A 12,431-nucleotide genomic window follows, 5' to 3' on the forward strand; every position below is an offset into this window, starting at 1 on the left:
CATGAAAAAAACAAAACAGTTATTACTGACTACCCTAATGATGTTTATGTATTATCCTGCAATGGCGTTAGATGACTATAAAGTACACTACGAGTTTTCTGTTTTATTTTTAGCTAAAACTTGTGAGATTGACGTTCCTAATGAAATTATATTGGGTAATGCTTCAGGTGTGACGACAGTTAGTGAAATTAAGAATGATACAGTTTCAAAAAACTTTTCCATTGGCTTAAGAAACTGTACCAGCACGGATCAAACAACAGCCGTCGTATATTTAGCATCTGGAAATACCTTAACAGGCAGTAATAATTTCTTTAATGATGACCCCAATGGGGTAATTGGTGTTCAATTATTAGATGGAACACGTGTTATTAGTGTTAATCAAACTCCTTTAGCCAAACCAGATGCATCATCAATTATTTGGGATAACATAAAAACCAGTAGTGAAACAAAAATGGTTAATGCCAAATTGCGTTGCGCCAAAACGGATTGTGAGCCAGATGAAGGTGACTTTTCTGCAACTTTAACGATTGGTTATTACGCTGATTAATAATTTTTACAACACACTAATAAATAGAATAGAAAAAGTTAGTCATTAGTCTTAATGATAAATAAATTATATAGACAACTATTCATACCATTTTTTTGATGTTTAATTATTTAAATATGCCAATTATTTTAATAAAGATGGCAACATAAAATAATATTAATTTTTTCAACTAATAATATTAAGTAACCACATTAATAGATTATATTATGGTTGAAAAATAACCCACAACAATAAATAACAAAAGGTGATGCAGTGAAAGGGATGAAATTAAACATAATTGCATTAGAGGTTTTTCTTTGCTGCTATGCAATGGCGCCCTCTTTCTCGCCTGCCGAATCATATTTTGACCCAGGCTTATTAATGCATGGGAGCGGGATTGATGTTTCTCAGCTCGATTTAAATGACTTTGCCAATAGCAATACTCTAACGCCGGGTAAATACGATGTCATGGTGAATGTCAATTTGATCCCTTCTGGGGAATTCAATATTGCCTTTGATAAACAGCCCGATGGCCAAATTATCCCTGTATTTACCGTGGGTGAGCTGAAAAAACTGGGGGTGAATACCTCTGCATTACCTAAATTAAGAGATCTTGGCGAAGAGGTTAAGATTGCAAAACTGTCGGACTATATTGCCGATGCGACTATCACGTTTGATGCTCAAACATTAACCGTGAATTTATCCGTACCACAAATTGCCATGGTGCCTAATTTCGCAGGCTATATTCCCCCTGAATTACGTGATGACGGTGTGACTGCGTTAGTCATGGACTATGTCTTTAACTACAGTAATAACCGTCAGTTAGCTCAACATAACCAAAAATCCAGTACCAATGATTCCCTATTTGCTAACTTAAATGCAGGGATCAACGTGGGGGCATGGCGCCTGAGAACCAGCTACCTGTACAACTACAGTAAAAGCAGTGGGGACTCAAGCAACAGTGATTCCAACTTCACCAACACGTATGTTTATCGCACCATTAACGCGATTAAATCTACCTTTCGCGCTGGTGAGATTTCAACAGGGGGCAATATCTTTGACTCCATTCCCATGAAAGGGGCAACGCTGAAATCTAACCCGCAACTCGACCCTAGCAGCATGCAAGGGTTTGCTCCTGTGGTTGAAGGTTTTGCTAACACCAATGCCACCGTCACCGTGCGCCAAAACGGTAGCGTGGTTTACCAAACCTTCGTCGCACCAGGCCGTTTTATTATTCGTGATATCCCAGCCAGCGGGTTGGCGGGGGACATGGAAGTGACCGTGGAAGAAGAAGATGGCAAACAAACTGTCTTCACCCAAGCCTACTCTTCACTGCCTATGATGGAGCGCCAAGGTTCGTACAACTACGAGGTTTCTGCAGGACGCTACAATGGTGGAATAACGGTGGACTCTGAGCGTAAAACCTTTGCACTCGGTTCATTTAGTGTTGGTCTGCCTCATAATATCACTACCTATGGTGGGTTACTGGTCTCTAACGGCTATAACTCAGTGGTGGGCGGTATTGGCTTGTCTCTGGGCGTGCTTGGGGCGCTGTCCACGGACATTACGCATTCCGATGCCAAATTCTCAGGGAAAAACCTAAAAGGGCAGTCTTACCGTATTCGTTATTCGAAAAGCTTGCTCTCTACGGGAACCTCCTTTGACTTGACGGCGCTGCGTTATACCACCGAGAACTTCTATTCTTTCTCGGATTACAACAACGCGGGTTATGAGTTGAAAGATGGCTTGGCGCCTTGGACGGGCTCACGTCAACGTTACAGTTTCCAGACATCCATCAGCCAATCCTTTGATTCGTATGGCTCCTTATCACTGAGAGCCTCGAAAAATACCTATTGGGGAGGGCAGAGCTCTAATACCTCCGTTGGATTGTCCTATAACAACAACTTCCGAGGTGTTTCTTATAGCTTGGCCTACATGGTTGACCGCGTGAAAAGCTACAACAACAGCTGGCCAGAAAACCGGGTGGTGTCGTTCGATGTGTCGGTACCGTTGAGCCTGTTAACCAACAGTGAAATGGCGCAAACCATGAGTGCCCGTTACGGAATAAGCGTAGATAACCACGGTGATACACGCCACCAAGCAGGTTTAACTGGCAGTGCGATGAGCAACCGCTTCAGCTACGGCTTGTATCAAAACTATGACAGCCGAAACAGCAACTACGGAGGCAGTGTTAACGGTACATATTCCGGTAATAACGCCACGTTATCTGCAGGTTACAGCTACTCCGATACGAATCGCGCTATGAATGGAACACTCAGTGGCGGGTTAGTTGCGCATTCTGATGGCGTGACATTAGCCCCGAACGTTGGGGACACCATTGCTATCATTACCGCGGATGGCGCAAAAGGTGCCGCATTAACCATGGGCGCATAATTTGACCGCTTTGGTAATGCCGTGATCCCTCAGTTAGCCAGCAACACGGCTAACCAAATCGCGGTTAACGTTAATACATTACCGGATGATACGACATTTAAAGATACGTCCATGATGGTGTACCCAACAGAAGGTGCGGTGATTAAACGTCACTTCAGGACCAAAGTGGGTTATCAAGCGATGATTAACTTGTCGAATACGGGAAAAATGCCTCCGTTTGGCGCAATAGCCACATTAATTGCAGAAGACAGTGACGATAGCGATATCAACACTGGTATTGTCGGCTCAAATGGGCAGCTATACATGAGTGGATTACCGGATTCAGGGCGTATTCGCATTCAATGGGGAGGCAAAGCAGGCCAATGTACAGTGAATTATTCGGCATTAGAAAAAATAGCCGTCACTGCGGACTCTCCAGTGAGAACATTAAATACACAGTGCCAATAATAAGCATTACGGGATGATTCGGTCCCGTTTAATAAAAGGTATGACTATGAAAAAGACCTCTTCTATCTTCTCTCGCTATCTAAGCATGAGTCTTTCTTATGCAGTATTGTTAGGTTGTGCATTTACAGCCACCGCTGCTGGAGATAAATTAACTGTCAGAGCAGGTCAAACAGGATATTTAGGTGAGCTATACCCTTCGAATCGCAGTGCTTATTTAAGTACTCATGCACAGTATTGGTCTATTACATCAGGTCCAATCAGTGATCCCAACGTCAACTATCCGATGTTACCTAAGAGAGATACTTATCTTAAATTTGCCACTGTCGCTAATAGTGTGATCCAATCTAATTTTCCCAAATATAACGGGGCGCCAGGGATCCGATTGATTAATGAAAATGATAGCAGCCGGATTATCATTTTATTATTAAATGGGACTGTTTCAACCTCTTATAAAAACTCAAGCTATCGATCCGTTGTCAAAACGGCCACTTTAAAACAATCACAGCAAATTGCAGGCGATTTGAAGTCCAGCGGGGACTTAGCTTGGGGATTGGAATACAGCCCAACACCGATTAATAATTATTTCCAAGCAGGAGGCACCCCGACGGGGTATATTCGTGCAGATATTACGAGTTTTTCGGCTTTTGCTAGTTCTCAATCAGGCGGGCCCACTGCGGTGGTGAAAGGGCGTTATAAGCTCTCCTCGGGGGAGCAACTGGTATTTGGGCAAGGTTCAATCTACTCCTACATGGGGTTCAGTACTTCAAACACTAAATTACTGTCGGATAGCACGCTGAGTATTGAAGCGTTGGATTCTTGTGTTGTTACCCCCATTACAAGTAACAATATTATCTTTAATACCCAGTTGGCGGGTAATAAGCAAAATGAGTTATTGGAAACTCGGCCAGCCAGTATGAGCATTAACTGTGTGACCACTGGAAAATTGTTGATGGTATTATCTGCAAATCAACAGTTACACGGCCAAAGTAGTTCAGGAACAACCTCGGGTACTAACTTAGCGGGAATGGCGCTGGATAATACTTCGGGGGACTCATCGGATACGACGGAGCGCCCGTATATTGTGACCTCCCAAACGGTACCTTCTGCAGATATTTGTCGTCGAGGAAACGCGGATGCGATCCAGTACTATGAACGCATTAAATTAGGGGATATCACGACGACGAGTTTGAAGAAGAACCTGTATTTTAACTTGTGTCGTAACGGTAATGTCAAAGCCGGTAGCTATCACGGCAGTATTGATGTGTCGTTTTTCCTTGAGTAGCGATGGTCATTCTAAGCTGCCATTGAGTATTGTATCGATGAATGATGCTAATGGCAGTGATTTTCTCTATATCAAAATCACCTTTCGTGATAGGTACCATTAGTATTTCACAAATTTCCTCTTAAACTCAGCGAAAAATAGTAATCTGACGTATAATCAACCAATTGAATGCCTTTGTTAACTTTATTATCATAAAAAATAATCACTTATAGGCTGGGTAAGTTCATTGGAGGGGATATGTTAGATTTTTTAAAAAACTACGATAATTTAACGATTAGCGAAAAAAAAGTTTTAAAATACCTGACCGATAATATTACGGATATCCCCTACTTAAATATTAATGAGCTTGTCGCTAAAACCTTCGTGTCTAAAACAGTGATCATTAACTTATCTCAAAAACTAGGCTTTAGTGGCTTTAAAGAGCTTAAATTTCAGATTAATAATTATATTTTAACGAAAAATAAAACCGAAAAAACAATTCCCTCATCGTATAAAAAACAGCTCGAAAAAAACATTAATAAAAGTTTTACATTAATTAATGAAGCTCAAATTAATGATTGCGCTAAAATATTGCATAAATCGAGGAATATTTTTATTGTGGCAAGAGGGACAAGTAAAGCGGTTGGTTATTATCTTGAACATTTGTTATTTGCATTAGGCTTGCATTGTTTTTTTATTAATGACTACAATTTATCTGATTCCTTCACACGACTCGTTAGCAAAGATGACACTGTCATTTTTATCTCGCTGTCTGGCGGCACTAAAAAAATCATTGAAACAGCCAAAATCGTACAGTTGAAAGGGGCAAATATCATTAGTATGACTGCGTTTAATACCAATGAATTAACCAGTTATACAGATAATACGCTGTTTTGTTTTGCTGATGATTTTGATACCAAACGGGATGATACAAAATCCAGAATCGGATTTTTTATACTGGTTGATTTACTTATCAATGAATTAGAAAATCTACTTTAACTTACCGTTTTATTATCCCATCTATTTTTTATGGTTAGATTCATTCATTAATGCGCTATAAGAAATGACTTGGGTCATAATTTCTGACCTAAGATAATTTTTAAAACCGCGACATCATTTCTTTTATAAAACCCCCAAGCTAGTATGCCCTTAATTCTAATAATAGAAGTCATAAGGAAATAGTATGGCCAGAAGAAAGTTTGGTGAATCAATTCAACGCTTTGGGAGAACATTACTCCTTCCGATCGGTGTATTAGCACCAATTGGGATGATATTGGGGATCAGTGGTGCGTTAGTGCAAACTTATATGATTGCACGTTTTCCATTTCTCGGTAATGAAACGGTTAACGCATTACTTGTTAGCATTCGTTCAATTGCAGGTGTCATTTTTGATAATATTCCCTTGCTGTTTGCAATGGGGGTTGCTTATGGTATGAGCCATCGAGATAAGGGGATTGCTGTCTTCGCGTCAGTTGTCGGTTATTTATCGCTGATCATCACCATGAATATTTGGCTAGTGCTTACCGGTAAACTTGCAGATCCTGCAATGATGGGTCAAGTGGGACAAATTAAAGTTCTTGGTATACAAACCTTAAACATCAGCGCCGCCGGGGGGATTATTACCGGTTTGATTGCCGCTTGGGCGACCGATAAGTTTTATAACCTTGAATTACCTACCGCATTTGCTTTCTTTTCAGGTAAAAAATCCGTTTCTATTATCATGATAGGATTGATGATCGGGGTGGGGGCGTTATTACCGTTTATTTGGGAAGTATTAGTTCAAGGATTAATGAAACTCTCCTCTGTATTTTTAAGTCCAGTGGGGCCATTTTTTACCGCAGGTGGTGAACGTTTATTTATTCCATTTGGTTTACACCATGTTTGGAACGTTTTATTTAGATTTACTGAAGCAGGTGGTACTTATGTTATTGATGGCCAAACCTTTGTTGGTGTTGTCCCCGCGCTAACAGAAGTGCTATTTAACCAAGGCCCGGATAGTGAATATTGGGCGATGATGCCAAGTTTGACTCGCTTTATGGCGCAGCAACAAATGTTGGTCACATTATTCTTATTCCCCGCGATTGCTCTCGCTATTTATAAAACATCGAAGAAAGAAAACCGTGCAGAAGTGAAATCCATGCTTGTCACGATGGTATTAACTGCCATGCTTGGTAACGTTACGGAGCCACTCGAATTTACCTTCGTATTTATCGCGCCATTACTGTATTTAATTTACGCCATTATTGTCGGTATCGGTGCGGTACTGCTTTCTTTGGCGGAAGTTGGTATTGGTTATATTCGTGGAACGGTATTTGATTTCACTATTTTTGGCCTACTGTACGAAAACACTAACTGGATCTTCTTGGTTATTATCGGTAGCTGTTTAGCCGTCGTCACTTACTTTATTTTTTACTGGGCAATTATTAAGTTTGATATAAAAACTCCGGGCCGTGAAGAATCGAGTAATCTTAAAAATACCTTAATTAAAGAAAAACGTTATGGGGAAATCGCAGAAATTTTAATCCAAGCGTTAGGTGGAAAACAAAATATTCGAAACGTAGATAACTGTATTACCCGTATGCGTATTGATGTCGGAGAAGTGAACCAAATTGATAAAGATTTAATGTTGGAATCAGGATGTACCGCATTCTTCTTTCCATCGGCAAACCACGTCCATGTTGTGTATGGGCCAAAGGTTGAATTTGTTCGCAATGCTGTTGATGACGCAATGAAGAAATAAAGAAGGGATACGAAATGAGAGCATTATACGATTCTAAAAGTAAAACAATTGATGACCGTGGAATTAAAGACTTATTGTCTGATGAAGCAAAATATTCCACTTGGTTAATGTTTGAATCCATGTTGGCCCAAGCTCAAGCGGAACTCGGGTTTATTCCCCAGTCAGCGGCAGATGAAATTAAAGAAAAGGCTGTAATCGAAAATATCGATTTTGAAGAAATGAGCCGTATCTACCAAAAAATAGGCCATGGCTTTGTACCTTTCTTAAAAGTGTTAGTGAATGCGTGTTCTGAAGAAAGCGGTAAATATATCCATTATGGAATTACCACGCAAAATATACAGCAAAGTTCACAGCTCTATATGATGAAAACGGTACACCATAAATTTATGTTGTTACTGGGTGAAATCATCGAAAACTTGGCAGATTTGGCCGAAAGAACCAAACATATGGTGATGCCGGGAAGAACGCATGGACGTCATGCCATCCCTATCACCTACGGCTATAAAGTTTCGGTGTGGATCAGCGATTTTATTGATTGCTATCAACGCATGAAAGAGTGTGAAAAACGCGTTTTCACTATCATGATGGGGGGGGCAGTTGGTGCATTTAACTCAATGCCTGGTGTTGGTATGGCAGTACAAAAACGTGTCGCTGAACTGGTGGGTATGGAAGCCATGGAAGTACCATCCAGAAACTTGAGCACACATAAACTTGAATATATGGCAAATTTAGCGTTAATGGCGAACATTTGTCATAAAATTGGTGAAGAAGTTTATAGCACGACGTTAGAAGAAATTGCAGAGGTTTCTGAAGGGTTTACCAAAGGAACCGTGGGCAGTAGCACCATGCCACATAAAATTAACCCGAAATTAGCCAAGGGAATTATTGCCAACTCGCAGAAACTTTATTCCTTACCAAGCGTGGGGATGTATTCTGCGGTAAGACCTTATGAGGGCGATAGTAGTTCTTATATGTTATTTGATGGGTTAATCGAAGAAGCTTTGGAATTGACCACGGAAATCTTATTAAGAACCGAGGAGCTTTCGAGGACGATTGTGCCACATGAAGAGAGAATGCTTCATAATGTATTGCGAAACAAAGGGTTAGATAATACCGAGTATGTCATGATGAAGATGGCGGAAAAATTAGGTAAAGATAAAGCGCACTCTCTCCTGTATGAAGAAGCCATTAAAACGGCGGCGGATGGGGAAGATTTCTATACAAATTTAACCAAAAATAGTGTGATATCAGCGGCATTTAGTGATGAAGAAATTAAAGCCATGCTTGACCCGAGGTCTTATATCGGGTTATCCGTTGAAATTGCAGAAAAAGAAGCAAAACGTGGGCGAGTTACGGCACAAGAAATTAAACAACAATATAAATAGATATTTTTAGCAGGATTAAAAATAAGGGCCTATCTATTATATAGATAGGCCCTTGCTAATTTATTCACCCGCGAGTGCTCTTGGGAATAATAAATTATTTTCTAGGTTAATATGATTCATTAAATCATCAATCAGTTCATTGATACCATTATACAATACACGCCAGGTGGTACAGGCTTCTGGTGGTGGTGTAACATTATTGGTAATACCTTTAATGGCCTCTAAGATATCACCCGCATCGTCATGTTCTTGTTCCATAACGCTGATTGGGCCGGCTGCGTTTTTGCCCATTCCGTTTTTTATCATAGGAAATAAAACACGTTCTTCTTTCATCATATGGCTAGTCAACTCTTCTAGTAATGCTTCTAAGTATTTTGATAGCCCTGCTGGTACGGTTGGCTTGTTTGCATGAACTCGTTCAACCTTTTGTGCTTGTAGAATAAGTTCAGGTAATTGCTCTCTGTGCCTATCATGGTAGCGCACAATAATGAAATCAATAATGTCACTGAGTGGAGCTTCTCGCCAATCTTTCTCTAAGGTTTCTGTCGATAACTCAAGTAATTGGCTTTCTAATAGGCCAATATCCAAATTTAATTTTTCTGCGCTGCGGCTGAGTGTTTGTTTGCCACCACAACAGTAATCCATATTATATTGGCGGAATAGAGAGGAAGCTCTGGGAATGGATAATGCGAGCTGTCCAAGTGTTTTATCTCTAAATTGCATATGAGGTATCCTCTAAAAAATCATAAAATTCTGATGCTCTTTTCTAAATAAATTTATGCAGATAGCGCCCATTGACGAGCAATATTGCGCCCATATTCACGGCAGTCATCTAATGTTTTTGAATCAGGCTTCCATTTTGCTTTTAAAGATAATGCAGTATCAAAACCGGCATCCATTAAACGTGTTTGAACACGGTCAACAGCACCACCATTCCAGCCAAAACTACCAAAAGCCGCTGCTTTTTTATTTAAAAAACGTAAACCAGTAATTTCTTCCAGCATACCTGCAATTTTGGGCATCATGACATTATTCATGGTTGAAGTACCGACTAAGGCTGCCTTGGAGCGAAAAAGATGGGTAATAATGTCGTTTTTATCACTGCGTGCAACGTTAAATATTTTGACAGCGACATTAGGATCAGCTTCATTAATGCCTTGAGCGATTGCATCCGCCATTAAGCGGGTATTATTTGACATGGTATCGTAGAAAATAGTAATGCGATCCTCTTGATAATCTGCTGCCCATTTCAAATATAATTCAATGATTTGATTTGGATTATCACGCCATACTACGCCATGAGACGTCGCTATCATATCGACAGGTAGGTTAAAGCCTAATATTTCATTTATTTTTGGCGTTACTAAGCGGCTAAACGGCGTAAGAATATTCGCGTAGTAGCGTTGGCATTGTTCAAATAACTCATTTTGGTCGACTTCATCATTAAATAACCGCTCATCACAATAGTGCTGCCCGAAAGCATCATTGCTGAAAAGTACTGCATCTTCAGAAAGATAAGTCATCATGCTATCAGGCCAGTGTAGCATTGGTGTTTCAATGAAAATTAATTGCTTATTGTTACCTATATCGAGTGTATCCCCTGTTTTAACGATTTTGAAATTCCATTCAGGGTGGTGATGGTGACCATTTATTGAATCAATAGCATTGGCGGTGCAATAGATTGGGGTATTCGGAATAAAGCGCATTAATTCAGTTAACGCGCCCGCGTGATCTTCTTCTGCATGGTTAATGACGATGTAGTCAATGTCATTTAAATCAATTTGTGAGCGTAAATTTTCAACAAACTCACGGCTAAATTTATGATCGACAGTATCAATGAGGACATTTTTTTCTTCGCGGATTAAATAACTATTATAGCTACTTCCCTTTAACGTTTTGTACTCGGTTCCATGAAAATCACGGACTTCCCAATCACGTTGGCCCACCCAATGAATGTTATTTTTTACATGAATCGTCATATTAATTTTGTCCTATATTTTTCAAAGTATAAGAAGACATAATCAACATTCATGCCAATATTTAATACGTTGATTTATAAATGAATTAAAATATTTTTTTTAGATTGTGGTCATAATGACTATATTGGTCATAGTCATTATGACTATAATGATTGTCAAATTGACTATGGGGAATGGATCATGGGTTTTTCTGTTGAGGCATTAGCAAAGATTGCAATAGAATTACAAGATGGTATGGGGCATGCAGACCGTTTTCAGCGTTTGATTACCACGCTAAGGCAATCATTGGGGTGTGATGCTTGTGCGTTATTACGTTATGAATCTGGTCAATTTATTCCTTTAGCAATAGACGGATTAATGGCTGATGTTTTAGGTCGCCGATTCTCTTTGGCTGGGCACCCTCGGCTAGAGGCCATTGCAAGAGCCGGTGATGTCGTGCGTTTTCCAGCGGATAGTCAGCTTCCTGACCCATATGATGGGTTAATTCCTCATCATCAGCACTTAAAAGTTCATGCTTGCGTCGGCTTACCCTTATATGCGGGGCAAAATCTTATCGGCGCATTAACATTAGATGGCATGGAGCCTGATCAATTTGATGCATTTAGTGATGAATCACTTAGATTAATTGCCGCATTAGCCGCAGGTGCATTAAATAATGCATTGCTTATTGAGCAGCTTGAAAACCAAAATATATTGCCGAATAACACCGTACTATTTAAACCTGCAGGTGAAACTGAAATTATTGGCTTATCCCTTTGTATGCAGCAATTAAAAAAGGAAATTGATATTGTTGCAGGGTCAGAATTAAATGTTCTGGTTGGCGGAGAAACGGGAACAGGAAAAGAGTTAGTTGTTAAATCTATCCATGAAAAATCTCTTCGAGCTAAACATCCTCTTATTTATTTAAACTGTGCCGCATTACCTGAGAGTGTGGCAGAAAGTGAATTATTTGGTCATGTTAAAGGTGCGTTTACTGGGGCAATTAGCCACCGCAGTGGTAAATTTGAAATGGCGGATAATGGCACCTTATTTTTAGATGAAATCGGAGAGCTTTCATTAGCATTGCAGGCAAAATTACTGCGAGTATTGCAATATGGTGATATTCAACGAGTCGGTGATGACCGTAGTTTACGTGTTAATGTCCGTGTGTTAGCGGCAACTAACCGTGATCTACGCGAAGAAGTGTTAGAAGGTCGGTTTAGAGCCGATTTATTTCATCGTTTAAGCGTATTTCCTCTATTTGTTCCTCCATTAAAGGAGCGCGGAGACGATATTATTTTATTAGCAGGGTATTTTTGTGAGCAATATCGTCAGCGTTTTGGCTTATCCAGTGTAGTACTGAATACATCTTTACAGCGTTATTTACTTAATTATTCATGGCCAGGCAATGTGCGTGAATTAGAGCATGCGATTCATCGTGCCATTGTTCTTGCTCGTGCTTCCAGTGATACGGGGGACATTATCTTACAGCCTCAATATTTTATTTTTGGTAATAATGAATATGAGTTAACGGAAACACCACAAGAAGTCATATCACTTACTCAAAACTTACGTGAAGCAACGGATAACTTTCAGCGTACGCTTATTACACAGGTACTGGAAAAAAAACACCATAATTGGTCTGCATGTGCTAGGGAATTATCTTTAGATATTGCTAATTTACATCGGTTAGCTAAACGACTAGGCTTGAAATAAAGTA

At 39.9% G+C, this 12,431-nt stretch carries 8 protein-coding genes and 2 pseudogenes; 8 read left to right on the forward strand and 2 right to left on the reverse strand.

Going from position 1 to position 12,431, the window contains the following annotated elements:
* The first annotated feature begins 1 nt into the window (after window position 1).
* The 7 genes and pseudogenes from M1E86_RS00665 (at window position 2) to M1E86_RS00695 (ending at window position 8,753) form a co-directional block, all read left to right on the forward strand.
* On the forward strand, window positions 2–547 hold the full coding sequence (locus M1E86_RS00665; RefSeq protein WP_213914363.1) for a fimbrial protein: 546 nt from the start codon (window positions 2–4) through the stop codon (window positions 545–547).
* Window positions 548–856: 309 nt separating this feature from the next.
* A pseudogene (locus M1E86_RS00670) lies at window positions 857–3,064 on the forward strand (fimbria/pilus outer membrane usher protein); the annotation flags it as partial.
* Window positions 3,065–3,100: 36 nt separating this feature from the next.
* Window positions 3,101–3,367 carry a FimD/PapC C-terminal domain-containing protein gene (locus M1E86_RS00675; protein ID WP_426099422.1) on the forward strand — a complete coding sequence of 89 codons (267 nt, stop codon included), beginning with the start codon at window positions 3,101–3,103 and terminating at the stop codon, window positions 3,365–3,367.
* Window positions 3,368–3,413: 46 nt separating this feature from the next.
* Window positions 3,414–4,649, forward strand: a complete 1,236-nt coding sequence (locus tag M1E86_RS00680) for a hypothetical protein (protein WP_213914427.1) — start codon at window positions 3,414–3,416, stop codon at window positions 4,647–4,649.
* Window positions 4,650–4,886: 237 nt separating this feature from the next.
* Entirely contained in the window at window positions 4,887–5,627 is a 741-nt protein-coding gene (locus M1E86_RS00685) for a MurR/RpiR family transcriptional regulator (protein WP_125891835.1), read from the forward strand.
* 184 nt (window positions 5,628–5,811) lie between these two features.
* The gene (locus tag M1E86_RS00690) at window positions 5,812–7,368 is read left to right on the forward strand and encodes a PTS transporter subunit EIIC (RefSeq protein WP_125891834.1); all 1,557 of its coding nucleotides are present in this window, start codon (window positions 5,812–5,814) and stop codon (window positions 7,366–7,368) included.
* Between the two features lie 14 nt (window positions 7,369–7,382).
* Window positions 7,383–8,753, forward strand: a complete 1,371-nt coding sequence (locus M1E86_RS00695; protein WP_213914428.1) for a class-II fumarase/aspartase family protein — start codon at window positions 7,383–7,385, stop codon at window positions 8,751–8,753.
* Window positions 8,754–8,813: 60 nt separating this feature from the next.
* Here M1E86_RS00695 and ytfE read toward each other — a convergent pair whose 3' ends face one another.
* Window positions 8,814–9,476 carry an iron-sulfur cluster repair protein YtfE gene (gene ytfE, locus M1E86_RS00700; protein WP_125891832.1) on the reverse strand — a complete coding sequence of 221 codons (663 nt, stop codon included), beginning with the start codon at window positions 9,474–9,476 and terminating at the stop codon, window positions 8,814–8,816.
* Window positions 9,477–9,535: 59 nt separating this feature from the next.
* Window positions 9,536–10,732: pseudogene (norV, locus tag M1E86_RS00705) on the reverse strand (anaerobic nitric oxide reductase flavorubredoxin); the annotation flags it as partial.
* A 180-nt stretch (window positions 10,733–10,912) separates the two neighbouring features.
* On the opposite strand from norV, the gene norR reads away from it, so the two are divergent.
* Window positions 10,913–12,427: a nitric oxide reductase transcriptional regulator NorR gene (gene norR, locus M1E86_RS00710; RefSeq protein WP_125891831.1), complete on the forward strand. Its 1,515-nt coding sequence runs from the start codon at window positions 10,913–10,915 to the stop codon at window positions 12,425–12,427.
* Window positions 12,428–12,431: the final 4 nt, after the last annotated feature.

The organism is Providencia sp. PROV200 (assembly GCF_049901995.1).
GTDB lineage: Bacteria > Pseudomonadota > Gammaproteobacteria > Enterobacterales > Enterobacteriaceae > Providencia > Providencia rettgeri_E.

Excerpts from the sequence above, each read along its gene's own strand:
- M1E86_RS00665 (WP_213914363.1), top strand. The coding sequence starts at position 2 with ATGAAAAAAACAAAACAGTTATTACTGACTACCCTAATGATGTTTATG.
- M1E86_RS00675 (WP_426099422.1), top strand. The coding sequence starts at position 3,101 with ATGATTAACTTGTCGAATACGGGAAAAATGCCTCCGTTTGGCGCAATA.
- M1E86_RS00680 (WP_213914427.1), top strand. The coding sequence starts at position 3,414 with ATGAAAAAGACCTCTTCTATCTTCTCTCGCTATCTAAGCATGAGTCTT.
- M1E86_RS00685 (WP_125891835.1), top strand. The coding sequence starts at position 4,887 with ATGTTAGATTTTTTAAAAAACTACGATAATTTAACGATTAGCGAAAAA.
- M1E86_RS00690 (WP_125891834.1), top strand. The coding sequence starts at position 5,812 with ATGGCCAGAAGAAAGTTTGGTGAATCAATTCAACGCTTTGGGAGAACA.
- M1E86_RS00695 (WP_213914428.1), top strand. The coding sequence starts at position 7,383 with ATGAGAGCATTATACGATTCTAAAAGTAAAACAATTGATGACCGTGGA.
- ytfE (WP_125891832.1), bottom strand. The coding sequence starts at position 9,476 with ATGCAATTTAGAGATAAAACACTTGGACAGCTCGCATTATCCATTCCC.
- norR (WP_125891831.1), top strand. The coding sequence starts at position 10,913 with ATGGGTTTTTCTGTTGAGGCATTAGCAAAGATTGCAATAGAATTACAA.